This is a genomic window from Streptosporangiales bacterium (assembly GCA_009379955.1).
Lineage (GTDB): Bacteria > Actinomycetota > Actinomycetes > Streptosporangiales > WHST01 > WHST01.
On record WHST01000001.1, the window covers coordinates 155,249 to 179,845 of the forward strand.

The following is a 24,597-nucleotide window of genomic DNA, read 5'->3' on the forward strand; positions in this document are numbered from 1 at the left end:
GACGGAGGTGACCCGATGGTCCTCTACACGGTGCGTCGGCTGCTCCAGACGATCCCGATCCTCGCGCTCGTCTCGGTCGCCGTGTTCCTGCTGATCCACGCCCTGCCGGGTGACCCCGTGCAGGCCGTGGTCGGCTCGGAGGCGACGCTGGCCGAGATCGAGGACGCCCGGCGGCGCCTCGGTCTCGACCGGCCGCTCGTGGAGCAGTTCTTCGGTTGGCTCGGGGGCCTGTTCGTCGGCGACCTCGGCACGTCGTACGTCACGGGCAAGTCGGTCAAGGACATGCTGGTCACCTCCCTGCCCGTCACCATGACGCTCGCGATCGGCGCCACGATCGTGACGCTGGTCCTCGGCGTCCCCGCCGCGATCAGCTCGGCCATGAACAAGGGCCGGGTACGCGACCGAAGCATCCTCGTCGGCAGCCTGGTCGGCATTTCGGTGCCGAGCTTCGTGCTCGGCATCGCGCTCATCCTCGTCTTCTCCGTGCAGCTGCGGTGGCTGCCGCCGTCGGGCTACCGGTCGTTCGGCGAGTACCCGCTGGAGTCGCTGAAGTACTTCGTGCTGCCGTCGATCAGCCTCGGCCTGCTGTTCGCCGCCAACGTCGCACGGGTCGGCAGAGCGGCGACGCTGGACGTGATGTCGCAGGACTACATCATGACCGCCCGGGCGGCGATGCTCCGCGAGACGAGCGTGCGCTACCGGCATGCGCTGAAGAACGCCATGATCCCGATCCTCACGATCACCGGCGTCACGTTCGGCGCGCTCCTCGGCGGCACCGTCGTGACAGAACGGGTCTTCAGCCTGCCGGGCGTGGGCACCCTGGTCATCAACTCGATCACCAGGCGCGACTATCCGGTGATCCAGACGACCGTGCTGCTGATCGCGGCGACGTACATCATCGTCAACCTGATCGTCGACCTGCTGTACGCCGCCGTCGACCCGAGGGTGCGCCATGGCTGAGACACAGACACTCGGCACGATGACGGCTGCCGCCGAAGTGCCGGTCGTCACGGATCGCAGGCGCCGGCGCGGGTTCGGGGTGACGGGGTGGCTCGGCGCGGGCGTGCTCGCGGTCATCGCGATCGCCGCCGTCCTCGCACCACTCGTCACGCCGTACGGTCCCGTCGACCCGAGCGGCGGTGCGCTCGAGGCGCCGAACGGCACGCACTGGCTCGGCACCGACATGTACTCCAGGGACACGTTCACCCGGATCGTGTACGGCGCGCGGGTGTCGATGAGCGTCGGCCTGCTCGTCACCGCCGTCACGTTCGTCCTCGGCATGGCGCTCGGCCTGATCTCCGGGTTCTTCGGCGGCTGGGTCGACGCCGTGATCGGACGCTGCACCGACGCCCTCCTCGCGTTGCCCGGCATCCTGATCGCGATCTCGATCGTCGCGGTGCTCGGCGCCGGCGTCGTCAAGGTCGCGATCGCGCTGGTGCTCGTGTACGTCCCGGTCATGCTGCGCATGGTGCGCGGCTCGACCATCGCCGTCCGGCAGCGACTGCATGTCCGGTCGGCGCGGGCGGCGGGAGCCGGACCGGTGCGGATCCTCGTCAGGCACATCGCGCCGTACGTCCTCGGCCCCGCGCTCGTGCAGGCGACGTTCGTCTTCGCGCACGCCGTGCTGTACGAGGCGTCCCTGAGCTTCCTCGGCCTCGGCGTGCAGCCCCCGACGCCGACGTGGGGGAACATGATCGCCGACGGCCTGGAGCACCTCAGCGCGAACCCGCTGCAGGTGGTCATCCCGAGCCTGGTCATCAGCGTGGTCGTGCTCGCGGTCAACCTCTTCGGCGACGCGCTGCGCGACGCGGTCGATCCCGAAGGCGCGACGCGATGAGCGGGCGCGTGGGCCAATGAGCGTCCCGACGGCGAACGACCCGGCGGCCACGGCCACCGGCCGAGCCGCGCCCGGCACGCTGCTCAGCGTCGCCGACCTGCACGTGACCTTCGGTAAGGGACCGGGTGCCGTCCACGCGGTGCGCGGCGTCGACCTCGACGTCGACATCGGTGAGGCCGTCGGCGTCGTGGGGGAGTCGGGCTCGGGCAAGTCAGTCACCGGCAGAGCGGTCATGGGCATCCTCGACCCGCGCACCACGTCCGTCCGGTCGTCGCGCATGACGCTGAAGGGCGCGGAGCTGCCGCCGCCGAGCCGCGTGGGTGGCAAGCGGGTCAAGCGTCCCGTCGCGATGGTGTTCCAGAACCCGTTCACGTCGCTCAACCCGGTGTTCAAGGTGGGCACGCTGCTCTCCGAGGTCCTGCGCCGCAACAGGGGCATGAACAAGGCGCAGGCGCGGACCGAGTCGGTGCGCCTGCTCGACGCGGTACGCATCCCCGACGCGGCGTCGCGGCTGCGGAGCTATCCGCACGAGTTCTCCGGCGGCATGCAGCAGCGGATCGTCGTGGCAATGGCGCTCGCGCTCGAGCCGGAGCTGCTGATCGCCGACGAGCCCACCACCGCCCTCGACGTCACCGTGCAGGCGGAGATCGTCAACCTGCTGCGCGACCTGCAGGAGGAGCGGCGGATGGGCGTGGTGTTCATCAGCCACGACCTCGGTCTGGTCTCCGACTTCGCCACGCGGGTGTACGTCATGTACGCGGGCAGGATCGCGGAGGACGGCGGCCGCGAGGTCATGACCGGAGGCCGGCATCCGTACACCCGCGGGCTGGTCGCGTCGGTGCCGTCGGTCGCGCAGCGGCAGGACAGGTTGCGGACGATCCCCGGCACACCGCCGCTCGCGGGACGCTACCCGGACGGCTGCGCCTTCCATCCGCGGTGCCCGTACGCGACGGACGTCTGCCGCACCGACGACCCCGAGCGGCAGGTGCTCGGCGAGGGACACCATGCCGCCTGCCACCACGTCCACGAGCTGCCGGAGGTGGGCCGATGAGCGCAGGAGCTGAGGAACGAGCCGCAGGTAGGGGTCGCGACGCATGTCGGACTGAGCAGGGCATTGTCGCGGCGCCTGCCGGAGGCGAGCGACGAAGCGGGCGCGTGGGCCGATGAGCGCAGGGACGCAAGTGGCGAGCGAGACGGTGCTGCGGGTCACCGACCTGGAGAAGACGTACCGGCCGCGGGGGATCGGCGGCCTCGGCAGGCAGGGTGTCCGCGCGGTCGCCGGCGTCTCGTTCGAGCTGCGGCGCGGCGAGACGCTCGCGGTCGTCGGCGAGTCGGGCTGCGGCAAGAGCAGCGTCGCCAACGCCGTCCTGCAGCTCGACCCGCCGACCGGCGGCAAGGTCGAGTTCCTCGGCCGCGACCTCGCGACGCTCTCGCAGCGGCAGCTCAGCGGGGTGCGGCGCGAGCTCCAGGTCGTGTTCCAGGACCCGTACGCGTCGCTGAACAACCGGATGCGGGTCGGTCAGCTGGTCGCGGAGCCCCTGCACATCCACCACAGGTCGATGCCCGCCAAGGAGCGGTTGGCGCGCGTGAAGGACGTGCTCGACAAGGTCGGGCTGCGCGACATCGACCTCGACAGGTACCCGCAGTCGTTCTCCGGCGGGCAGCGGCAGCGCCTCGGCATCGCCCGCGCGATCATCGTCGACCCGACCGTGGTCGTCTGCGACGAGGCGGTGTCCGCGCTCGACGTGTCCGTCCAGGCGCAGGTGCTCAACCTGCTCGCCGACCTGCAGCGCGACCACCGGCTCGCGTACCTGTTCATCACCCATGACCTCGGCGTGGTGCGGCAGATCGCCGACCGGGTCGCCGTGATGTACCTCGGTCGGTTCGTCGAGGTGGGCGACGCCGGCGAGGTCTTCGAGAACCCGCGGCACCCGTACACCCGTGCGCTGCTCGACGCCGTGCCGGGGCAGGGCCGTACCGAGCGGTTCGAGGCGAGCGGCGACGTCCCCGACCCGCGGGCGATCCCGTCCGGCTGCCCGTTCCACCCGCGCTGCCCGGCCCGCCGCGAGGAGCTGTGCGACACCGACCGTCCGGCACTCGACGAGCTCGGCGACACCGGCCGACTCGTCGCGTGCCACTACCCATTGCCGCTCGCGGACGCGGAGGTGAACGGAGCCCGATGACCGTGCTTCCCGCCGCCCTCCGCCACTCCGCTCCTCGCTCCGTGGGTGCGCGGTCACTCCTGGCGCTCCGGTCCGCTGCGATGCTCATTTTGGAGGACGGCTCGTGACTCTGTTGCTGACCGAGGACGACGTCACGGCGGTCGTCACGTACGAGGGCCTGCATGCGGCGATGGAGCGCGCCCTGGGCGACTGGCACCGCGCCGGCGTGCAGCACCACCCGCGGGTCAGGGTGTCGAGCGGGGGCGCGGGTCTCAACGTCCTCGCGGGAGCCGACGCCGTTGCCGGCTACGTGGGGGTGAAGGCGTACGGCGCGCGCGGCGGCGGCCGCGACCACATCGTCCTGCTGTACGGCGACACGACGGGCGACCTCGAGGCGGTCGTCGCGGCACGGGAGCTCGGCGCGCTGCGCACCGGCGTCGCGTCCGCCGTGGCGACGCGCCACCTGCACGGTGACACCACCGTGCTCGGGCTGGTCGGTTCGGGACAGCAGGCCGTGACCCAGGCGCTCGCGCTCGCGTCGGACAACCCGGGGCTGGCCGAGATCAGGGTGGCGAGCCGCACGCCGGAGAACAGGGAACGTTGTGCTGCCGAGCTCGCCGACCGGCTGCGCGGACACGGGTGCGCCGTCAGCGCGGTCTACGACACGGCCCCGGCATGCGACGGCGCCGACGTCGTGTGCACGGCCACCACGTCCGCCGTCCCGGTGCTCGACTCCGGCCACGTCGCCCCCGGCACGCACGTCAACGCGGCGGGCTCCAACAGCCTCACCCGGGTCGAGATCGACCCGGCACTCGTCCGCAGGTCCGCGGTCGTCGTCGACTCCCGCGACCAGGCGCGCCTGGAGGCGGGTGACCTGCTCGCGCACGTGGAGTCGGGACGCCTCGACTGGCGACAGCTGCCCGAGCTCGGCGAGGTGGTCGCCGGCACGCGCGGACCGCTGCCCGTCTCGGCCGAGACCGACCTGACCCTCTTCGAGTCCCTCGGCATCGGCATCTTCGACGTCACCGCCGCCGCGTTCGCGCTCGCCGAGGCGCGCGAGCGCGGCCTCGGCACCCGGATCGACCTGTCCTGATCCACCTGTCCCGACACCGAGCCGCCCGCGACGCGGGTGCGAAAGGAACGACACATGGCAGACGTCGCGGAGCCGGCCGGCAACTATCCGTACCTCGCCGACGGCGGCGCCGGCATCGGGCTCGCGGACGACCTCGTCACGGTGTCGCGGTACGGCGAGGACGTCGGTGAGGCGACGAGGTCCCGTGCGGAGAAGCTCCTGGCGAGCGCGCCGGCGGTCTCGTTGCACGAGCACCCCACCCGGCTGCCGGATCCGCTGACGGCGGAGACCTGGCGCGCGTTCCGCGAGTCGGCGCGCGCGTACCTCGGGTTCCGCGGGCTCGCCGCGAGCGGGATGTCGGCGGTGTTCTGCAACGCCTGGTCGTTCGCACCCGCTGCGGACGTACGGGCGTTCCTCGCCAGGACGCGCGCCGACATCGCGCACCACGACGGCTTCTTCACGGGGGAGAGCGCCGGCGACCTCGACCGCACGCGCGGCACCGGGGGAGCGGACGGTGTTGCGCTCTACGGGTCGCTGGAGTCGGCGACGGCGTTCGCCGACGACCTCGACGCGTGGGAGGAGCTGTACGGCCTCGGCGTGCGGATGGCCGGGCTCTGCTACAACGACGGCAACGCGTTCGGCCAGGGGCTCGCGGCGGGAGACGGCGACGAGGGACTGACCGCGCAGGGTCGCGCCTTCGTCGACCTGGCCGGCCGGCTCGGCATCATCGTCGACCTCGGCCACGTCGGCGACCGCACCAGCCTCGACACCATCGAGGCCAGCGACGGGCCCGTGGTGATCAGTCACGCGGGCGCGCGTGCGTTGTGGCCCACGCCGCGGATGAAGCCGGACGGCGTCCTGCGCGCGCTCGCCGACAAGGGCGGCGTGCTCGGGGTGTCCGCGGCGCCGAACACCACCCGCAGCGGCGACCATCCGGAGCACTCGATCGCGTCGTTCGTCGACCACCTGACGTACGCGGTGGAGCTGATGGGCATCAATCACGTCGGGCTCGGTCCCGACACCATGTTCGGCCACCATGCCGGCATCCACGCGCTCGGTCGCGGTGACGGCGACAAGCAGTGGGGCAAGCACTCAGGGCGCGAGTCCGGTGGCCTCGTCGAGCACGTCGACGGCGTCGAGAACCCGCGGGAGTGCTTCGTCAACGTGGCGTCGTGGCTGGTCGACGCGGGCTGGTCGGACGACGACGTCCTCGCCGTACTCGGTGGCAACGCACGACGTGTGATGGAGGCAGTACTGTGAAGGCGTACGACCATCTGCTCGACTACTCCCCGGCGGTCGACCTCGCCGACGACACGCTCGTCGTATCGGCGTACACCGCCGGCGTCGACCGTGGCGACGAGCGGCTGCGCAGGCTCATGGCGCAGGCACCGGCGATCTCGCTGCACGACCACCCGTTCCGCTACCCCGTGCCACTCAACAACGAGACGTGGGCGCGCTGGCGTGCCGGCCGGCGGATGGAGCTCGCATACGACGGGCTCGCCGAGTCCGGGATGCGCGCGGTCGTGAGCTGCACCAACTCCTGGCACTCCGCGGACGAGGTCATGCAGATCATGGCGCGGGTTCGTGGCGACGTCGTGGGGCGTGACGGCTTCCACGTCGTCGACGCGTTCAGCGACCTCGACAGGGAGGGGTCGCTCGGGATCGTGCTCGGCCTGGAGTCGATGACCTGGTTCGCGCACGACCTGTCCAGCGTCGAGTTCCTCTACGGCCTCGGCGTGCGCGTTGGCGGCCTGATCTACAGCGACGGCAACGTCCTCGGCGCGGGCCTCAGCTCGGCGACGGACGAGGGGCTGACGAGCCAGGGTCGGGCGTTCGTCAAGGAGATGAACGCGCTCGGCATGGTGGTCGACCTCGCGCACGCCGGCGACCGGACGACGCTCGACGCGATCGAGGTCTCCGAGGTGCCGGTGCTCGTCAGCCACGCGGGCGCACGCGGGCTCTGGCCGACGGCCCGGATGAAGCCCGACGACGTCATCCGGGCGCTGGTCGACGCCGGCGGGCTGATCGGCGTCGAGGCGGCGCCCAACACGACCTGCAGCCCGAAGCGGGAACGCCACGACCTCGACGCGGTGCTCGACCACATCGACCACCTGGCGGAGCTCGCTGGTGTCACGAACGTCGCACTCGGACCCGACGTGATGTACGGCAGGCACCACGAGCTGCACGCGATCCGCGCGGCGAGCACCGGCGGTAACGCGCCCACCGGCGACGTTGCTCAGGAACGGGTCTCCTTCGCCGACGGTGTCGAGAACCCCACCGAGGCGTGCTGGAACATCACCGCGGGGCTGGTCGACCGCGGCTGGGCGGACGACGACATCCTCGCCGTGCTCGGCGCCAACGCGCTCCGCGTCCTTGAGCAGATCCTGCGCTAGGGGCCACGATGCGCATCAGAGCCGCCGGTGACACGGTCCTCACCCATCCGCTCGCCGGGCCTACCGGCGCCGACAGCGCGCTCGGCCTGCTGGCCGACGCCGACGTGAGCTTCGCCAACCTGGAGGTGACGCTCACGGACTCCGGCCACCCGGCCGAGAAGGTGAGCGTGCTGCGCGCCGATCCCACGACGATCGCCGAGTACGCACGGCTGGGCGTCGACGCCTGGTCGATCGCGACCAACCACGCGCTCGACTACGGCGTCGACGGGCTGCGCAGCACGATGGCGCTGCTGCGCTCGCACGGCATGCCGTTCGCGGGCGCGGGCGAGGACATCGACGCGGCGGTCGCTCCGGTGTACGTCGACGCCCGCAGCGGGGAGCGCGTCGGGTTCCTCAACTTCTGCTCGGTGCTGCCGCCGGGTGCGCGAGCCACGTCGCAGCGTCCCGGACTCGCGCCGATCCGTGTCGGCCAGAGTTACGAGTTCGACGGCGTACGGCTCGACGAGCAGCCGGGCTCGCCGCCGACCGTGCACACCTGGGCGCAGGAGACCGACGTCCTCCGTGCGGAGGACGCGGTCGCCCGTACCGCGCGTGACTGCGACGTCGTGGTGGTCGCCCTGCACTGGGGCGTGCCGTGGTGCTTCCTGCCCGCCAACCAGGGGCCGCTCGCGGAGTACCAGCAGCCGCTCGGCCGCAGGCTGGTCGACGCGGGCGCGCGCGTCGTCATCGGCCACCACGCCCACGCGCTGCAGCCGGTCGAGTTCCACGGGGTCGGGGTGATCCTGTACTCGACGGGCAACTTCGCGTTCCACGACACCGAGGCGCTGCCCGCGGTGGACCGGCGGATCACGCCGGCGCTGAAGCCGGTGCTGCGCGGCGGGCCGTGGTTCGAGTCCGCGGTGTTCGAGGTGGTGCTCGACGACGACGCCGTCGCCGTGAACCCGATCCCGATCGAGCTCGACGCGCACGGCGAGCCGATGCATGCGCGACCCGACGTCGCGCGGCGCATCCGCGACTACCTGTCCGAGTCGACCACACCACAGAAGGAGATGACGCGTCCGTGAGCACCGAGCCGGCCTTCCCGCTGATCGAGGTCTCCGGCCCCGCGAGGGAACGTGGACGGTCGTACGGCAGCCAGGCCGCCGACCGGATCGCCCGGGCGTCCGAGCTGTACCACGGCTCGCTCGCGCGGCTCGACCTCGCGCCGGGCGTCGTACGGACCATGGCGGACGACTTCCTGACGGCGATCGAGCGGTTCGACGTCGACCAGGCGGACGAGATCCGCGGCATCGCGGAGGGCTCGGGCGTGCCGCTCGAGGAGGTCGTCGTCATCAACGCCAGGCGCGAGCTGATCACGATGGCCGAGCGCGGCGGCGAGACGAACGGGCGCCGCGACGACGTCGCGGGCGACGAGTGCACGGCGGCCGCGATCCTGCCCGAGGTGTCCGCGACGGGTCAGGTGTTCCACGGGCAGAACTGGGACACCTCACCGGCGCACAGCGAGCACGCGCTCGTCCTGCGGATCCGCAGGAACGACGGCCCCGACATCCTGTGCTTCACCGAGGCGGGCCAGCTCGCGCGGTCGGGGTTCAACGCGGCCGGGGTCGCGATCACCGGCAACCACCTGCAGTCCGACCGCGACTACGTCGACGTCGGCGTGCCGCTGCCGATGATCAGGCGCGCGGCGCTGTCGACCGAGCACTACGCCCTGGCGATCAGCGTCGTGTACGCGACGCGCAAGTCCGGATCGAACAACATGATGCTCTCCCACGCCGGTGGCGAGATCATCAACGTGGAGTGCGCGCCCGACGAGAGCTTCCTGCTGTACGAGCGCGACGGCGTCCTCACCCACGCCAACCACTGGGAGTCGGTCGCGGCCCTGTGCAAGCTGCGCGACACCGGAGCGACCAACGACTCCGGCCTCGCCGCGACCCCGTGCTCGACGTACCGCGGCAACCGGATGGAACGGCTGCTGCGCAGGCAGCTGCCGGCCATCACGTTCGAGGGCTTCAGGGATGTCTTCCTCGACGAGTTCGCCACCCCGTTCTCCATCTGCCGCCCGCCGCGCCGCGCCGCCGTCGGCACCGGCATGTCGGCGACCGCCGCCACGGTCGTCTTCAACGCGGCCGAGGGCTACCTCGACGTGGCCAGGCTCCCCGCCGTCGACCCGACCTTCACTCGCTACCACCTGTCCGGCGGCGACCCCGAGATCCTCACCTCGTCAGCCCGCGCCGTTCCGGTCGCGGCGCAGGCGTAGCCAGGCGAGCCAGACGACGGCGGTGGCGGCGCAGGCGGCCGGGGTGACGACGAGGAAGCCGCCCATCCCGTCGGTCGCGTCGGCCACGCGGCCGCAGACCCAGCTGCCCACGGCGACACCGACGAGGATTCCCGTGGTCACCCAGGTGAGCGACTCCGTGAGACCGTCCTTGCGCACCCGGTGCTGGACGAGCGTCGTGCCCGACACGATCAGCGGCGCGATGGCGATCCCGCTGAGGAACGCGAAGCCGACGAGCCAGCCGATCGAGGGCAGGAACGCCAGCGGCAGGAACACCACCCCGAGCAGCGTGCCGGAACCCGCGAGGCGGGTGAGCGGGTCGACGCGCCAGGGGATCGCGCCGAAGGTCAGCCCGCCGACCGCGCTGCCGGCGGCGAACAGCGCGAGCACGAGACCCGCCGCCCACGGGACGCCCTCCGCGGCGGTGAACGCGACGACGGCGACGTCGAGGGCGCCGAACGCCACGCCGGTGGCCAGCGTGCAGAGCGTGACGAACAGGACGGCCGGCTGGCGGAGGACGAACGACCGCTTGCCGCCCGGGTGCTGCCTCGACGGTTCCGTGCCGCGCTGGCGCGCGAAGCCGATGCCGCCCACCACCGTCACGAGGAACGCGGCGGCCAGCCCGGCGGTGGCGTGCACCCTGGTCGCGAGCAGCGTCACCAGGACCGGTCCGGTGACGAAGATGAGCTCGTCGACGACCGACTCCAGCGCGTACGCGGCCGTCAGCCGCTTCGACCCGCCGAGCCGCTCCGCCCACCGCGCCCGGACGAACGAGCCGATCGGCGGGTACGCGCCGCCGGTGAGCACGGCCGCCGCCGCGAGCACCCACGTGGGCATGGAGCCCACCGCGAAGGCGACGAGCAGCACCAGCCCCACGCAGTGCAGCGGGATCGAGAACGCGATGACCCGGCCCTGGCCCTGACGGTCGGCGAGCCGGCCGAGCATGGGTTGCCCGATGGCGCCGGCGAGCACCGAGATGCCCGAGATGAGGCCGGCCGTGCCGTACGACCCGGTGAGTCCGGAGACCATCAGGATGATGCCGAGCGACAGCATCGAGATCGCCATGCGGCCCAGCAGCCCGAAGGCGACGAACCCACGGACCGCGGGCTCGCTCAGCAGCCCCGCGTAGCTGTCGAGCAGGCGGATGCGGCGGCGGGGTCGGATGTCAGAGGGTTCTGAGCTGGCCACCATCGACCGCCACGACGGTGCCGCTGACGTACGACGCGGCGGGCGACAGCAGGAAGGCGGCGACCCGGCCGAACTCGTCGGGGTCGCCGTACCGCCGCAGGGGGATGGTCGCCGACAGCTTCTCGCGCGCGCCCTCGGGGTCACCGGTGGCGGCGTCGAGCTCGCGTGCGCGCGCGGTGTCGATGCGGCCGGGCATGACGCTGTTGACCCTGATGCCCCGCGGGCCGAGCTCGTCGGCGAGGGTCTTGGCCAGCACGGCGAGGCCGGGCCGCAGGCCGTTGGAGATCGCGAGGTTCGGGATCGGCGAGCGCACCGACGTCGACAGCACGAACGCGATCGCGCCACCGTCGGAGAGCCGCTCCGCCGCGGTCCTGGCGAGGCGTACCGCGCCGAGGAACACCGACTCGAACGCCTGCCGCCACTGCTCGTCGGTCGCGCCGGTGGCGGGACCGCCCGGCGGTCCGCCGACGCTGACGAGGAGCCCGTCGAGCCGGCCGAAGATGTCGAACGCGGTGTCGACGAGCCGCCTGGCCGCGTCGGGCTCGGCGTTGTCGACCGCCAGTCCGGCCGCGTGCTCTGGACCGCCGAGTCCGGCGACGGCGTCCCGCACGTTCGACTCGTCACGCGACGAGACCACCACCCGGGCGCCGTCCGCCGCGAGCGCCTCGGCGGTCGCCCGGCCGAGACCCTTCGTGCCACCCGTCACCACGTACACGCGTCCCGCGAGTCCAAGATCCATGGGCTCATCCTGACAGACGTTAGGATTCCTTGATCGTGCGATTCCTCAACGACACCCAGCCGAGCCACGAGCTCACCTACGACGACGTGTTCATGGTGCCGAACCGGTCGTCTGTCGGCTCGCGCTACGACGTCGACCTGGCGACCGCCGACGGTACGGGCGCCACGATCCCGGTGGTCGTGGCGAACATGACCGCGGTGTCGGGCCGCCGGATGGCCGAGACCGTGGCCAGGCGTGGCGGCATCGCCGTGATCCCGCAGGACATCCCGGTCGACGTCGTCGCCGAGGTCGTGTCGTGGGTCAAGGAGCGGCACCCCGTCTACGAGACGCCGGTGACGCTCGACCCGCACAGCACGGCGAGTGACGCCCTCGCACTCCTGCCCAAGCGCGCGCACGGAGCCCTCGTCGTGGTCGACGACGGGCGGCCGGTCGGCGTCGTCACGCAGGCCGACTGCGCCAACGTCGACAGGTTCACGCAGCTGAGCGAGGTGATGTCCGCCGACCCCGTCACGGTGCCGACCGGCATCGAGCCCGCGCAGGCGTTCGACACCCTGCACGCCGCGCGGCACCGCCTGGCACCCGTGGTGGACGGGTCGGGCCGGCTCGTCGGCCTGCTGACGCGCATCGGCGCGTTGCGCAGCGCGCTGTACCGCCCGGCGCTCGACGGCGGGGGGCGGCTGCGGGTCGCGGCCGCGATGGGGGTGGGCGGCGACGTCGCCGCCAGGGCGCGGGCGTTGCTCGAGGCCGGCGTCGACTGCCTGGTCGTCGACACCGCCCACGGCCACCAGGAGAAGATGCTCGAGGCCCTCGCCGCCGTCCGCAAGGCCGGCCCGGCGGTGCCGGTGGCCGCGGGCAACGTCGTGACGGCACAGGGCGTACGCGACCTCGTCGACGCGGGCGCCGACATCGTCAAGGTCGGCGTCGGGCCGGGCGCGATGTGCACCACGCGGATGCGCACGGGCGTGGGCAGGCCGCAATTCTCCGCCGTGCTCGAGTGCGCGGAGGAGGCGCGGCGTCTCGGCAGGCACGTGTGGGCCGACGGCGGCGTCCGCCATCCGCGCGACATCGCGCTCGCGCTCGCGGCTGGGGCGTCCAACGTCATGATCGGCTCGTGGTTCGCCGGCACGCACGAGTCGCCCGGTGACTTCCACGCGTCGGTCGACGGCCGCACGTACAAGGAGAGCTTCGGCATGGCGTCGGCGCGTGCCGTCCGCGGCCGCACCGCAGAAGAGACCGCGTTCGAGCGAGCGCGCAAGGGACTGTTCGAGGAGGGCATCTCGACGGCGCGGATGTACCTCGACCCCGAACGCCCGGGCGTCGAGGACCTCGTCGACGGCATCGTCGCCGGGCTCCGTAGCGCCTGCACCTACGCGGGCGCACGCTCGCTCGACGAGCTGCACGCGCAGGCGGTCGTCGGCGTGCAGAGCGCGGCAGGATACGACGAGGGTCGGCCCCTGTTCACCAGCTGGTAGTCGCGAGCTGGTAGCAAGGACACGGCACAGCACCGGATGGAGGAGAGCATGGCGGACTACCAGGGGCGCGCGAAGCTGCCGTACGAGTGGTTCCCGAAGGTTCCCACGATCGAGGTACGCAGCGACGACGTCGTCGACGGCGAGACCCTGCCGGACGCACAGCTGTTCGACGGCATGGGCATGACGGGACAGAACCGCTCCCCGCACCTCGCCTGGTCTGGCGCACCGGCGGAGACGCGGAGCTACGCGGTGACGTGCTACGACCCGGACGCGCCGACGGGCAGCGGCTTCTGGCACTGGGTGCTGTTCGACATCCCCGCCGGCGTGACGGAGCTGCCGGCAGGCGCGGGCAGCGGCGACATGAGCGGCCTGCCCGCGGGCGCCGTGCACGCCCGCAGCGACTTCGGCACCAAGGAGTTCGGCGGGGCCGCGCCGCCCGTCGGCGACCCGCCGCACCGCTACGTGTTCACCGTCCACGCGCTCGACGCCGACAGCCTCGGCCTCGACTCCGACGCGACGCCGGCGGTCGTCGGCTTCACGATGCACTTCAAGACACTCGCCCGTGGCTTCGTCGTCCCCGTCTTCGGACACTGAGGCCGAGCGGGCGGCCGCCGGCTGGCTGGCCGACGCCCGCACGGTGACCGTCCTGACCGGCGCCGGGATCTCCACCGACTCCGGCATCCCCGACTTCCGCGGGCCGCAGGGCGTGTGGAAGCAGGACCCCGCGGCGCAGGAGCTGTCGACGCTGCAGGCGTACGTCTCCGACCCCGACGTGCGGCGGCGCGCCTGGCAGGGCCGGCTGCGCCACTCGGCGTGGGCGGCGCGCCCCAACGCCGGTCACCGTGCGCTCGTCGATCTGGAGCGCTCCGGCCGGCTGACGGCGGTGGTCACGCAGAACATCGACGGCCTGCACCAAGCGGCGGGCAACAGCCACGACCGCGTGATCGAGGTGCACGGCACCCTGCACGAGGTGGAGTGTCTCGACTGCCACGCCCGGCTGCCGATGCGCCAGGTGCTCGACCGCGTCGAGGCGGGGGAGGACGACCCCCCGTGCGAGACGTGCGGCGGCATGCTGAAGTCCGCGACGATCTCGTTCGGCCAGGAGCTCGACCAGGACGTCTGGCGCCGGGCGTTCGAGGTGTCCGCCGCGGGTGAGGTGTTCCTCGCCGTCGGCAGCTCGCTGTCGGTCCATCCGGCCGCGGGACTCTGCGACGTGGCCATGGGCTCGTCCGCGCGGCTCGTGGTCGTCAACGCCGAGCCCACCCCGTACGACCGGCTCGCCGACGCCGTGCTCCACGACCCGATCAGCGACGTCCTCCCACGACTCGTCGGCGATGCTCCTCAGACCCGGTGACCGGGTCGCGGTCGTCGCACCGAGCGGCCCGGTGCCACCCGGCCGCATCGAGGCCGGGTGCGCGCTGCTGCGGTCATTCGGCCTCGACGTCCTGCTCGGCGCGCATGTGCGAGACCGCGACCGGTACCTGGCCGGACGCGACGAGGACCGTGCTGCCGACCTGCAGCGCGCGTGGTGCGACCCGGGCGTGCGGGCGGTGATCTGCGCGCGCGGCGGTTACGGCTCGACCCGCCTGCTGCCGCTGCTCGACTGGCCGGCGCTGGCCGGCGCGGGTCCGAAGCTGCTGCACGGGTCGAGCGACGTCACGGCGTTGCACGGCGCGTTCGCCGCCCGCCTCGGCGTCGCGACGTCGTTCGGCCCGATGCCGGCCGGCGACGTCCTCACCGCAGGCGAGCCCGACGCCGCCTCGCTCGCGTCGTTGCGGGCGGCGTGGTTCGGCGGCCGGCTCGACCTCACGGGTACCGACACGCTGCGGCCGGGTGAGGCGCGCGGTCCGGTCGTCGGCGGCAACCTGTCGCTGCTCTGCGCTGCGCTCGGTACCCCGTACGCCGGACCTACGGCGCAGGACGCGATCGCGCTCCTCGAGGACGTCGGCGAGCAGCCGTACCGGGTCGACCGGATGCTCACCCAGCTGCTCCAGGTGGGCTGGTTCGATGGCGTGACCGGTGTCGTCCTCGGCGGTTTCATCGCATGCGGCGACGGCGTCGAGGAGACGCTGGCCGAGCGGCTGCTCCCGCTCGGCGTGCCGGTGCTCGCGGGCGTCGACGTCGGCCACGGACCGACGCAACTGACGGTGCCCCTGGGCGTCGACGCCGTCCTCGACGCGGGCGACCGCGTGCTGAGTTTCGCCTGACGAACGCGTCAGTCGGCGGTCGGGCGGTGACGGAAGGAGCGGTGCGTCATGTCGTGCTCGGACAGGTTGTAGGCGGTGCGGACCAGCGGCACGTGGCTGAACGCCTGCGGGAAGTTGCCGACGAGGCGGCCGTGTCGCACGTCGTACTCCTCCGCCATCAGGCCGAGGTCGTTGCGCACCTCGAGCAGGCGCTCGAACAGCTGCCTGGCCTCCTCGGTACGGCCGATGAGCTGGAGGTCGTCGGCGAGCCAGAAGCTGCACATGAGGAAGGCGCCCTCCTCGCCGCCCAGCCCGTCGATGTTCTCGGTGTGGCTCGTGGAGTAGCGCGCGACGAAGCCGTCGACCGACAGCTCCCGCTGGATCGCCTCGATCGTCCCGACGACGCGTTCGTCGTCCGGCGGCAGGAAGCCGACCTGCGGGATGAGGAGCAGCGCCGCGTCGAGCGCGTCGGAGCCGTAGTACTGCGTGAAGCTGCGCTTCTCGTCGTTCCACCCCTTGGCGCAGACCTCGGCGTGGATCTCGTCGCGCAGCGCCCGCCACTGGTCGAGTGGCCCGCCGAGCGGCGTCTCCTCGATCGTCTTGATCGCGCGGTCGAGGGCGACCCAGGTCATCACCTTCGAGTGCACGAAGTGCTGCGGGTCGCCGCGCATCTCCCACAGCCCCTGGTCGGGCTCGCGCCAGTGGTCGCCGATGTAGCTCACCAGGGAACGCTGGATCGCCCAGGCGTACTGGTCGAGCGACAGGCCGTTCATCCGCCCGAGGTGCAGCGCGTCCATCACCTCGCCGAACACGTCGTGCTGCACCTGCTCGGCCGCGGCGTTGCCGATGCGGACGGGACGGGAGTCCTCGTAGCCGGGGAGCCAGTCGGCCTCGAGCTCGGTCAGCCGGCGCTCACCCGCGACGCCGTACATGATCTGGATGTCCTCCGGGCTGCCGGCGATCGCCCGGAGCAGCCAGTCGCGCCACGCCGACGCCTCCTCGGTGTAGCCGCCGCGCATCAGCGCCTCGAGCGTCACGGTGGCGTCGCGCAGCCAGCAGAACCGGTAGTCCCAGTTGCGCTCGCCGCCGATCGTCTCCGGCAGCGACGTCGTGGCGGCGGCGACCATGCCGCCCGTCGGCTGGTACGTGAGCGCCTTCAGCGTGATCAGCGACCGGATGACCGCGTCGCGATACCTGCCCGTGTACGTGCACCGGCCCGTCCAGTCGAGCCAGTACCGCTCGGTGTCGGCGAGGGCCGCCTCGTGGTCGACAGGGTCGGGTGAGGGTTCGTGCGACGGGTGCCAGGTGAGGACGAACGGGATCCGGTCGCCGGCGGAGACCTCGAAGTCCGCGACGGTACGGAACCCCTCGCCGTGCGTGCGGACCGGCGTGCGCAACCAGACGGAGTCGGGGCCTGCGATGCCGACGATCTGGCTGTCGACGTGGCGTACCCACGGCACGACGTGCCCGTAGTCGAAGCGCAGCCGCAGGTCACAGGACATCGACACCCGGCCGGAGACGCCCTCGACGATGCGGACGACGTCGGGCGCGGCGTCGCGGTTGGGCATGAAGTCGATCACCCTGGCGACGCCCTCCGGCGTCTCCCACTCGGTCTCGAGGACCAGCGTGTCGGGGCGGTAGCGCCACCGGGTCGCTCGGCCGCCGGCCGAGGGGGCGAGCAGCCACCGGCCGTTCTCCTCGGTGCCGAGCAGCGCGGCGAAGCACGCGGCCGAGTCGAACCTGGGCAGGCACAGCCAGTCGACGGACCCGTCGCGTCCGACCAGGGCACCGCTCTGCATGTCCCCGATCAGCGCGTAGTCCTCGATCGGTAGGGCCATCAGGACCTCCTGCCGCGACGTCGTCGATCACCGAACCGTAGGCTGGGGCCGTGCCAGTGCGACATTCTCCCGATCCTCGGCGTGTCGTGGTCCTCGTGATCGCGTCGATGGTCGTCCTGGTGGCGCTCGCCGTGATCACGAGCGTATCGAGCGGGTTCAGCATGCTCGGCCAGCGCTACGCGGTCGTCCACTTCGACGGCACCGTCTCGTACGCCGAGCGGGAGCGCGTCCAGCTGGCCTGCGCCGCGCCGCCGCTGGTGAAGCCGGTACCGATGGGGGACGACAAGGCCAAGTCGGCGCGCCTGAGCAACGTGAGCTACCGCGTCGACAAGGCCGACGAGGGCGACATCGCCACGTTGAGCAAGTGCCTGAAGAAGTTCGACGGGGTCGTCGGCATCGAACTCAACGACCTGACGACGGGCTAGCGGCCCGGTCGGGTCTGCTGTTCACCCGCGCGTCCGCGCGTCGCAAGCTCGGGGTCACGAGGGAGAGCGCCTCGGTCACTAGCGTCCGGTAGATCTTCCGATCCGTCGTGACGAGGTGACGCCGCATGCTGCAGGCTCCGAGGCTCGGTCGTGATCCGCTGGTCGACCCGACCGCGGATGTGCGCGACTGCCGGCTCGGCGAATATGTCGAGGTCGGTGCCTACGCGTCGCTGTCCGACACGGTCCTCGGTGACTACTCGTACATCATGCAGGGCGGCATGACCTGGTGCGTCGAGATCGGCAGGTTCTGCTCGATCGCCGCGTACACGCGGATCAACGCCGCCAACCATCCCACCTGGCGGGCGACGCAGCATCACTTCACCTACCGCACCGTCGACTACGGCCTCGGCGGGAGCGACGACGCGGAGTTCTTCGGCTGGCGCCGCTCGCACCGTGTCGTGATCGGGCACGACGTGTGGATCGGTCATGGAGCCGTGCTGCTGCCGGGCGTGACGGTGGCGACCGGCGCGGTCGTGGGCGCCGGCGCTGTGGTGACGCACGACGTACCGCCCTACGTCGTGGTGGCCGGCTCGCCCGCGCGCCCGATCCGTCGCCGCGTCAGCGAGAGCGTGGCCGACCGGCTCCAGGCGCTGGCGTGGTGGGACTGGGACCGTGAGCGCCTGGCCGAGGCGCTGCCCGCGTTCCGCACGCTGGACGCCGAGGAGTTCTGCGCGAAGTACGAGTAATGGCCGGGTCAGGACGCCTCGACGCCGTCGAGGCGTTCGGCGCCGGCGTAGACGTTCATGGTGTCGCCGCGCAGGAACCCGACGAGCGTCATGCCCGCGTCGGCCGCCAGGTCGACGGCGAGGGTGGAGGGCGCGGACACCGCGACCATCATCGGCAGCCCGGCGAGCAGTGCCTTCTGCACCAGCTCGAACGACGCGCGGCCGCTCACCATGAGGATGTGACCGGTGAGCGGCAGGCGTTCCTCGCGCAGGGCCCAGCCGACGACCTTGTCGACGGCGTTGTGCCGGCCGACGTCCTCGCGCAGGCAGCGCAGCTCGCCGTCGGCGGTGAACAGGGCGGCGGCGTGGAGTCCGCCGGTGCGGTCGAACACCCGTTGCGCCTCGCGCAGCCGGTCCGGCAGCGCGACGACGGTCGCCACACTCGGGTGGAGCGGGTCGGTCGACACGTCGTACGGCTGCGCGACGCGCACGGCGTCGAGGCTGGCCTTGCCGCAGATGCCACAGGAGCTGGTGGTGTAGAAGTTGCGCGTGACGTCGAGGCTGGGCGCGGCGGTGCCCTCGGACAGCGTGGCGTCGACGACGTTGTAGGTGTGGCGGCCCTCGTCGTCCTTACCGAGGCAGTAGCGGAGCCCGAGCAGCTCGCTCGGCTTGGTGACCACGCCCTCGGTGGTGAGGAAGCCGGCCACGAGGTCGAAGTCGTCGCCCGGGGTGCGCATGGTCACCGTCACCGGGCTGCCGCCCACCCGGATCTCGAGCGGTTCCTCGGTCACGAGCGTGTCGGGCCGCCTGGTGATCCGGTCGGCCTCGATGCGGACCACGCGTCTGCGGTCGGTCACGCGTCCCATCTGTCAAGCGTCGCACGCTTCGCGCGGAATTGCAGGCGTGGCGCCCTACGGGACGCAGACCTCGAGGGCGCGGCGGTCGAGGACCACGTGCAGGCGGTCACCGGGCTCGAGAGTGTTGCCGTCGACCTGGCGGGAGGCCGCGCGGTCGAGCACCCGGATGTCGACCTCACCCGCCTTGTACCGCTGCACCTGCGGGTGTGGTCGGCGCCGGAGCGTCCGGTAGACCACGCTGACCCAGTCGCGGGGCCGCCGTGGCGCGACGACGACGACGTCGAGCGCGCCGTCGTCGTCGCTGGCGTCGGGGGCGACGGTCAGCCTGCCGCGCAGGTCGGCGACGTTCGCGACCATGACCGACCTGGCACGCTGTCGCGACGGTGGTGCGTCGTCGAGGCGGATCTCCACGACGAAGTGCGGGTCGTGTAGGTGCCGCACGGCGGACACGACGTACGCCGGCCAGCCGAGCGCCCGCTTGAGCGGCTCCGGCGCGTCGAGCACCTCGGCGTCGAAGCCGATGCCGGCGGCCACGGCGAAGCACATGTCGTCGGTGCGGCCGACGTCGATTCGCCGGCGTCCGCCCTGCGTCGCGACGCGGACGGCCCGGACCGTGTCGGTCGGGATCCCGAGGTTGGTGGCGAGCAGGTTGCCGGTACCCACGGGCACGATCGCCAGGGCGGCCCGGCTTCCCGCGAGCGCGCTCAGGCAGGACTGCACCGTGCCGTCGCCGCCGCAGGCGAAGACGACCTCGGCCCCGTCGCGGACGGCCTTCGCCGCCTGACCGGCACCTGGGTCGTCGGGGGTGGTCTCCCACCAGCTCGGTTCCGGCCACCCCGCGTCCGCGAGCGTCGACCGGACCCGCGACCGCAGATCCTTGGCGTCGTCGACCTTCGAGGGGTTGACGACCACGGCGCTCGGGGGTCCGGCCACGGACGAAGCATACGAGTGAAGGCATGCCGCCCCCGGGTCCTACCCTTACTGCACCAACCGTGGGGAGAGGAAGCAGCGATGGCGAAGACGCAGGACGAGAGGAAGCAGAAGAAGCACCGGGCACGCCGGCTCCTGGGCGTGACCGTGTTCGCGCTGACGGTCGCCGCCGTGGCCCAGGAGCTGAACAAGCCGGCCGGTGACCGCACCTGGACCGGACGGGTCGGCGGGCTCGTCCCTTACGACCTCCGGTGGCCGGTGACCGCGGAGCGTCTCCGTGCCGCAATGTGGAACCCGGACAGCGACGCCGTGTTCACGCCGCACGCGTTCGGGGTGGGCTGGAGCCTCAACCTGGCACGAGTGGCGAGCCTCACGCGCGGCGCACTGGAGGCGACGAAGCGGTAGCCTGAGGAGATGAGCGGACCTGCGCAGGGGGGCGAACTGGCCGACACCTACGGCCGGATCGCCACCGACCTGCGCGTATCGCTGACCGACCGCTGCAACCTGCGCTGCACCTACTGCATGCCGGCGGAGGGGCTCGACTGGCTGCCCAAGCCGCACCTGCTCACCGACGACGAGATCGTGCGTCTCGTCGACGTGGCGGTGCGGCTGCTCGGTGTCAGGGAGGTCAGGTTCACCGGTGGTGAGCCGCTGCTGCGCCGCGGGATCGTCGACATCGTCGCGAAGACGACCGCGCTGACCCCTCGGCCCGAGGTCTCGCTCACCACCAACGGCATCGGTCTCGAACGCGTCGCCGACGCGCTGCACGCCGCCGGTCTCGACCGGGTCAACGTCTCCCTCGACACGCTGCGCGACGAGACGTTCGAGCAGCTCGCGAGGCGGCGGCGTCTCGCCGACGTGCTCGGTGGACTCGAGGCAGCCGCGCGGGCCGGCCTCGCGCCGGTGAAGGTCAATGCCGTGCTGATGCGGGGGATCAACGACGACGAGGCCGGCGACCTGCTGGCGTACTGCCTCGACCGCGGCTACGAGCTGCGGTTCATCGAACAGATGCCGCTCGACGCACAGCACGGCTGGCAGCGCGACACGATGATCACCGCCGACGAGATCCACGAGCTGCTCGGCACGCGCTTCACCCTGGCGCCCGACCCGGCCGACGACCGTGGCAGCGCGCCGGCCGAACGCTTCCTCGTCGACGGCGGACCCGACAGGGTCGGCGTGATCGCGTCGGTCACGAGGCCGTTCTGCGGAGCGTGCGACCGCGTACGCCTGACCGCCGACGGCCAGGTGCGCAACTGCCTGTTCGCGCGGGAGGAGTCCGACCTGCGCGGGGCGATGCGTGCCGGTGCGAGCGACGAGGTGCTCGCCGAGCGGTGGCGGCAGGCGATGTGGGTGAAGAAGCCGGGTCACGGGATCGACGACCCCGGCTTCCTCCAGCCCGACCGCCCGATGTCCGCCATCGGCGGCTGACGGCCGGGATCCCCCGGTGTACGACGCCATCGTCCTCGCCGGTGGGCGTGGCAGTCGGATGGCCGACGACGCGAAGGTGCTGCGTGAGGTCGGTGGCCGGCGGCTGCTCGACCTGGTGCTCGACGCCTGCGCGCACGCGGCGCGGGTGGTGGTGGTCGGCCCGGAGACCACGGTGAACCGCCCCGTCACGTGGGCCCGTGAGGACCCGCCAGGAGGCGGCCCCGTCGCCGGCCTGCGCGCGGGCTTCCCGGCCGTACGGTCCGGCCGGGTGGCACTCCTCGCGGGCGACCTGCCGTTCCTGCGCGCCCACGACGTCGACCTGCTCGGCCTGCTCGCCCACACGCCGTCGACCGGCGGGGTGCTGGTCGACGACCGGGGCAGGGAGCAGTGGCTGGCGGGCGTTTGGCGCGTCGACGCCCTCGCGACAGCGCTCGAGGGCTACACCGGCGACTCGCTGCACGGCCTGCTGCGCCCATTGCGGCCGCGTCCGCTCGGGGTGTTCGCCGCGGGACGTCCGCGGCCGTGGCTCGACTGCGACACCCCGGAGGAGCTCGCCAGGGCCGAACGCCTGCTCGCCGCCGGGTCAGGCACTCCCTAACGGCTCGACCTCGCGGAGCATGCCGCGGCGGCCGAGGAAATCCGAGAGGTGCTCGCGGTGGTCGTCACAGGCGAGCCAGGTCTTACGCCGCTCCGACTCGTGGATGCGCGGGTTGTTCCACCTGAGCTCCCAGACCGCCGGCTCGCGGCAGCCCTTGGCAGAGCAGATCGGGGTGGCGTCGGCCTCGCTCATCGCTCAGGGCTCGGTGCCGTTCGAGTGCGCGCCGGTGGGGAGCTCACGTGCGTTGGGGTCGTACGTGGCGAACCGCTCCCCGGCGGGCTCGCGGCCGGCGTTGGCGAAGACGACCGTGACGATCGGCAGGAAGATCGCGGGGAGCGCGACGGCGAAGAACGCGATGACCCTGGCCTGCCCGTCGAGCACGAGGAGGAGGACGATTGCGAGCACGAAGCACGCCGTGCGCACGGCCATCCAGAACATGTACTTCCTGCGCCGCGCGTCGATGTCCTCGGAGTACGATCTGGCCGCGTCGGTGACCGTGTACACGGTCTCGTCGCGTCGGCGCCCTGGGATCCTCACCCCTCCAATCTAGTCCGCGCCGTTCTCGCCTGGGACGGCGATGTCGACGAGGAGCGGCAGATGGTCCGACGCCGGGGACGCGAGCACCTCGGCATGCCTCGTGACCAGGTCGGACGTGTGCCAGACGTAGTCGATCCTGCGATCGGGACGATCCGTGCGGAAGGTGTGGCCGGCGCCCGAACCGCCGGCGGCGTCCCAGGCGTCGACGAAGCGTTCGCGGAACGCGGCGAGCTCGTCGGCGCCGGCCACGGCGTTGAGGTCGCCGGTGATGATCGCGGATCCTGCCTGTGCGCCGACGGCGTCGGCGACGGCCGCGGCCTGGCGCAGGCGCTCCCGCGCCGAGGACTGCTCCAGATGCGTCACGTGACACCGTACGGAGGTCCCGCCCAACCGTACGCGGGCGCTGAGCAGGCCACGCGGCTCGTCGGTGTCGGCCCTGGGCAGCGTGACGTGGGCGACCTCATCGAGCGGATGCCTTGAAACGATCGCGTTGCCGTACCGCCGTACGGGCTCCCCGGGCCGCTCGGGATCGAGGTCGAGGTTCGCGCCGAACGCGACCTCCATGCCCAGCAGCCCGGCGAGCAGTCCGGCCTGGTCCTCCCACGCGCTGCGGGCGGAGAAGTGCTCGTCGACCTCCTGCAGGCAGGCGACGTCGACCTCGTGGCTCGCGAGGACGTCGGCGACGCGGCCGAGGTCGAGGACGCCGTCGAGCCCGACGCCGTGGTGGATGTTGAAGGTGACGACCCGCACGTGCCGGTCAGCCGGCCGTGGCCAGCACCGCGAACAGCGACACCAACCCGTGGGCTGTCGGCAGGTCGGGTGCGGTGTACCCGAGCGTCCGCGGCCCGCGCCGTTCCACCCCGGGCACCAGCAACGCCCGCTCGGTCATGCCGGGCCCGTGGAGGTCGACCTCGAGGTCGACCGGCCCGTCGAACCGCGGCGGCCGCACGTTGGCACGGTCGGCGAGCGCCGTCGGCACGGTCGCCTCGATCCGGTCGCAGGCCTCGTCGGGATGCAGGTTGGCCGCGGCGGTGCCGCCGTGTGCCCATTTCACCGTGACGGCGTGGATGCCGGGGACGACGTCCTCCGCCTCCCTGGCCACGGTGTCGTCGCCGGCGACGAGCACGGGCGCGGCGCCGTGATGCGCGGCCAGCGCGGCGTTGAGCCCGGTCTCCCCGAGCTCCCTGCCGTCGCACCGCACCGCTGCGATGGACGCCCCGCTCACGGTGTGCGCGAGCACGGAGCACGCGGTGCCCGCTCTGCCGTGATAGCCGACGAACAGCACGGCGTCGACATCATCGCCGAGCCCGGCGAGCATGCCGTACGCCCGGGGCTTGCCACGCAGCAGCGTGCACCGTCGATCGAGCTCGTGGGGGAGCAGGTTGCGGAAGTCCGCGTGCGAATCGGCGACGAGGACCGTCGCGTCGGCGTCGTACGCCAGGACACCGCGCACGGCGGCGCTGGCCTCGGCGGTCATGTACCCACGGTTGCGCTCGTACTCGGCATGACCGGGCCGCACATCGTCGCCCGCAACGACCCCGGCGACGCCCTCCATGTCGACCGACACGAGCACCCGCATGGAATCTCCTCGAACCTCGGGGACGACCGACGCTACCGTGGCGGCGACGCGCACGAGTCGGCGGAAGACGTCGTCGCAGAGACCGGGGCCACGGTTGAGGTTCCTCAGGGTCAGCGGTAGTCGTGGGGGTGTCGCAGGTAGGTGCGGTTGGTGGGGCTGGTCCAGGTGCTGGTGCCGTTGGTGTTGTTGTGTAATCGCCAGTGGTTGTTGTCGTCGTCTTTCCAGCGGTGGTGAGTCGGCGGCGGGAGTTGCACCCGCCGCCGCTCGTAGAACCGTGCGTGACACTCTCGCGTCACACGGCTCCCGTCGTCGAGCCGCTGGGGAGTGCACCGTGTTGCCAGTGGGTGAATAGTCCC

The 24,597-nt window shown here is 72.2% G+C and carries 28 protein-coding genes; 18 read left to right on the plus strand and 10 right to left on the minus strand.

The features are described from left to right. The first annotated feature begins 15 nt into the window (after nucleotides 1-15). The 9 genes from GEV10_00675 (at nucleotide 16) to GEV10_00715 (ending at nucleotide 9,721) form a co-directional block, all read left to right on the plus strand. Nucleotides 16-960: an ABC transporter permease subunit gene (locus GEV10_00675; protein ID MQA76991.1), complete on the plus strand. Its 945-nt coding sequence runs from the start codon at nucleotides 16-18 to the stop codon at nucleotides 958-960. Continuing rightward, a complete protein-coding gene (locus tag GEV10_00680; GenBank protein MQA76992.1) occupies nucleotides 953-1,837 on the plus strand; it encodes an ABC transporter permease subunit in 885 nt (294 codons plus the stop codon). Before GEV10_00675 ends, GEV10_00680 begins: the two co-directional genes overlap by 8 nt. Nucleotides 1,838-1,853: 16 nt before the next feature. Further along, on the plus strand, nucleotides 1,854-2,888 hold the full coding sequence (locus GEV10_00685) for an ATP-binding cassette domain-containing protein (GenBank protein MQA76993.1): 1,035 nt from the start codon (nucleotides 1,854-1,856) through the stop codon (nucleotides 2,886-2,888). A 112-nt stretch (nucleotides 2,889-3,000) separates the two neighbouring features. After that, nucleotides 3,001-4,020 (plus strand): ATP-binding cassette domain-containing protein, encoded by a 1,020-nt coding sequence (locus GEV10_00690; protein MQA76994.1) that lies wholly within the window; start codon nucleotides 3,001-3,003, stop codon nucleotides 4,018-4,020. Between the two features lie 103 nt (nucleotides 4,021-4,123). Then, complete coding sequence (locus tag GEV10_00695) at nucleotides 4,124-5,092, plus strand: ornithine cyclodeaminase family protein (protein MQA76995.1); 969 nt, start codon at nucleotides 4,124-4,126, stop codon at nucleotides 5,090-5,092. Between the two features lie 54 nt (nucleotides 5,093-5,146). Next, a complete protein-coding gene (locus tag GEV10_00700) occupies nucleotides 5,147-6,331 on the plus strand; it encodes a diguanylate cyclase (GenBank protein MQA76996.1) in 1,185 nt (394 codons plus the stop codon). Further along, complete coding sequence (locus GEV10_00705; GenBank protein ID MQA76997.1) at nucleotides 6,328-7,464, plus strand: diguanylate cyclase; 1,137 nt, start codon at nucleotides 6,328-6,330, stop codon at nucleotides 7,462-7,464. The genes GEV10_00700 and GEV10_00705 overlap by 4 nt, the downstream gene beginning before the upstream one ends. Before the next feature lie 8 nt (nucleotides 7,465-7,472). Beyond that, nucleotides 7,473-8,528, plus strand: a complete 1,056-nt coding sequence (locus GEV10_00710; protein ID MQA76998.1) for a hypothetical protein — start codon at nucleotides 7,473-7,475, stop codon at nucleotides 8,526-8,528. Further along, the gene (locus GEV10_00715) at nucleotides 8,525-9,721 is read left to right on the plus strand and encodes an acyl-CoA--6-aminopenicillanic acid acyltransferase (GenBank protein MQA76999.1); all 1,197 of its coding nucleotides are present in this window, start codon (nucleotides 8,525-8,527) and stop codon (nucleotides 9,719-9,721) included. The genes GEV10_00710 and GEV10_00715 overlap by 4 nt, the downstream gene beginning before the upstream one ends. Here the strand turns inward: GEV10_00715 and GEV10_00720 are convergent. Both GEV10_00720 and GEV10_00725 read right to left on the minus strand, forming a co-directional pair. Then, on the minus strand, nucleotides 9,686-10,930 hold the full coding sequence (locus GEV10_00720; protein MQA77000.1) for an MFS transporter: 1,245 nt from the start codon (nucleotides 10,928-10,930) through the stop codon (nucleotides 9,686-9,688). The genes GEV10_00715 and GEV10_00720 overlap by 36 nt on opposite strands. Further along, nucleotides 10,905-11,666, minus strand: a complete 762-nt coding sequence (locus GEV10_00725; GenBank protein ID MQA77001.1) for an SDR family oxidoreductase — start codon at nucleotides 11,664-11,666, stop codon at nucleotides 10,905-10,907. The genes GEV10_00720 and GEV10_00725 overlap by 26 nt, the downstream gene beginning before the upstream one ends. 35 nt (nucleotides 11,667-11,701) lie before the next feature. Between GEV10_00725 and GEV10_00730 the strand changes: the two genes are divergently transcribed. Genes GEV10_00730 through GEV10_00745 form a run of 4 tightly spaced genes read left to right on the plus strand, consistent with a single transcriptional unit; the run spans nucleotide 11,702 to nucleotide 15,345 of the window. Continuing rightward, nucleotides 11,702-13,138 carry a GuaB1 family IMP dehydrogenase-related protein gene (locus GEV10_00730; GenBank protein MQA77002.1) on the plus strand — a complete coding sequence of 479 codons (1,437 nt, stop codon included), beginning with the start codon at nucleotides 11,702-11,704 and terminating at the stop codon, nucleotides 13,136-13,138. Between the two features lie 48 nt (nucleotides 13,139-13,186). Next, entirely contained in the window at nucleotides 13,187-13,732 is a 546-nt protein-coding gene (locus GEV10_00735) for a YbhB/YbcL family Raf kinase inhibitor-like protein (GenBank protein ID MQA77003.1), read from the plus strand. Next, nucleotides 13,701-14,492, plus strand: coding sequence for an NAD-dependent deacetylase (locus GEV10_00740; GenBank protein ID MQA77004.1), 792 nt, complete (start codon nucleotides 13,701-13,703; stop codon nucleotides 14,490-14,492). Before GEV10_00735 ends, GEV10_00740 begins: the two co-directional genes overlap by 32 nt. Beyond that, a complete protein-coding gene (locus GEV10_00745) occupies nucleotides 14,473-15,345 on the plus strand; it encodes an LD-carboxypeptidase (protein ID MQA77005.1) in 873 nt (290 codons plus the stop codon). The genes GEV10_00740 and GEV10_00745 overlap by 20 nt, the downstream gene beginning before the upstream one ends. An 8-nt stretch (nucleotides 15,346-15,353) precedes the next feature. On the opposite strand, the gene GEV10_00750 is transcribed toward GEV10_00745, so the two are convergent. Continuing rightward, a complete protein-coding gene (locus GEV10_00750; GenBank protein MQA77006.1) occupies nucleotides 15,354-17,162 on the minus strand; it encodes a glycoside hydrolase family 15 protein in 1,809 nt (602 codons plus the stop codon). A gap of 50 nt (nucleotides 17,163-17,212) precedes the next feature. On the opposite strand from GEV10_00750, the gene GEV10_00755 reads away from it, so the two are divergent. Together GEV10_00755 and GEV10_00760 are read left to right on the plus strand one after the other, a co-directional pair. Next, complete coding sequence (locus GEV10_00755) at nucleotides 17,213-17,587, plus strand: hypothetical protein (GenBank protein MQA77007.1); 375 nt, start codon at nucleotides 17,213-17,215, stop codon at nucleotides 17,585-17,587. Nucleotides 17,588-17,712: 125 nt separating this feature from the next. Next, a complete protein-coding gene (locus tag GEV10_00760) occupies nucleotides 17,713-18,333 on the plus strand; it encodes an acetyltransferase (GenBank protein MQA77008.1) in 621 nt (206 codons plus the stop codon). A gap of 8 nt (nucleotides 18,334-18,341) precedes the next feature. On the opposite strand, the gene fdhD is transcribed toward GEV10_00760, so the two are convergent. Together fdhD and GEV10_00770 are read right to left on the minus strand one after the other, a co-directional pair. Then, complete coding sequence (gene fdhD, locus GEV10_00765; GenBank protein MQA77009.1) at nucleotides 18,342-19,178, minus strand: formate dehydrogenase accessory sulfurtransferase FdhD; 837 nt, start codon at nucleotides 19,176-19,178, stop codon at nucleotides 18,342-18,344. 45 nt (nucleotides 19,179-19,223) lie between these two features. Then, nucleotides 19,224-20,102, minus strand: coding sequence for a diacylglycerol kinase (locus GEV10_00770; protein MQA77010.1), 879 nt, complete (start codon nucleotides 20,100-20,102; stop codon nucleotides 19,224-19,226). A 132-nt stretch (nucleotides 20,103-20,234) separates the two neighbouring features. On the opposite strand from GEV10_00770, the gene GEV10_00775 reads away from it, so the two are divergent. Genes GEV10_00775 through GEV10_00785 form a run of 3 tightly spaced genes read left to right on the plus strand, consistent with a single transcriptional unit; the run spans nucleotide 20,235 to nucleotide 22,125 of the window. Then, entirely contained in the window at nucleotides 20,235-20,504 is a 270-nt protein-coding gene (locus GEV10_00775; protein MQA77011.1) for a hypothetical protein, read from the plus strand. 9 nt (nucleotides 20,505-20,513) lie between these two features. Further along, entirely contained in the window at nucleotides 20,514-21,527 is a 1,014-nt protein-coding gene (gene moaA / locus GEV10_00780) for a GTP 3',8-cyclase MoaA (protein ID MQA77012.1), read from the plus strand. A 58-nt stretch (nucleotides 21,528-21,585) separates the two neighbouring features. Next, on the plus strand, nucleotides 21,586-22,125 hold the full coding sequence (locus tag GEV10_00785; GenBank protein ID MQA77013.1) for an NTP transferase domain-containing protein: 540 nt from the start codon (nucleotides 21,586-21,588) through the stop codon (nucleotides 22,123-22,125). On the opposite strand, the gene GEV10_00790 is transcribed toward GEV10_00785, so the two are convergent. The 5 genes from GEV10_00790 to GEV10_00810 all read right to left on the minus strand — a co-directional run bounded on the left by GEV10_00790 (nucleotide 22,111) and on the right by GEV10_00810 (nucleotide 24,537). Then, complete coding sequence (locus tag GEV10_00790) at nucleotides 22,111-22,317, minus strand: hypothetical protein (GenBank protein ID MQA77014.1); 207 nt, start codon at nucleotides 22,315-22,317, stop codon at nucleotides 22,111-22,113. The genes GEV10_00785 and GEV10_00790 overlap by 15 nt on opposite strands. A gap of 3 nt (nucleotides 22,318-22,320) precedes the next feature. Next, nucleotides 22,321-22,671 carry a DUF3099 domain-containing protein gene (locus tag GEV10_00795; protein MQA77015.1) on the minus strand — a complete coding sequence of 117 codons (351 nt, stop codon included), beginning with the start codon at nucleotides 22,669-22,671 and terminating at the stop codon, nucleotides 22,321-22,323. Next, the gene (locus tag GEV10_00800) at nucleotides 22,672-23,412 is read right to left on the minus strand and encodes a metal-dependent hydrolase (GenBank protein MQA77016.1); all 741 of its coding nucleotides are present in this window, start codon (nucleotides 23,410-23,412) and stop codon (nucleotides 22,672-22,674) included. 7 nt (nucleotides 23,413-23,419) lie between these two features. Further along, a complete protein-coding gene (locus GEV10_00805) occupies nucleotides 23,420-24,241 on the minus strand; it encodes an aminopeptidase (GenBank protein ID MQA77017.1) in 822 nt (273 codons plus the stop codon). Nucleotides 24,242-24,351: 110 nt separating this feature from the next. Further along, on the minus strand, nucleotides 24,352-24,537 hold the full coding sequence (locus tag GEV10_00810) for a hypothetical protein (GenBank protein MQA77018.1): 186 nt from the start codon (nucleotides 24,535-24,537) through the stop codon (nucleotides 24,352-24,354). Nucleotides 24,538-24,597: the final 60 nt, after the last annotated feature.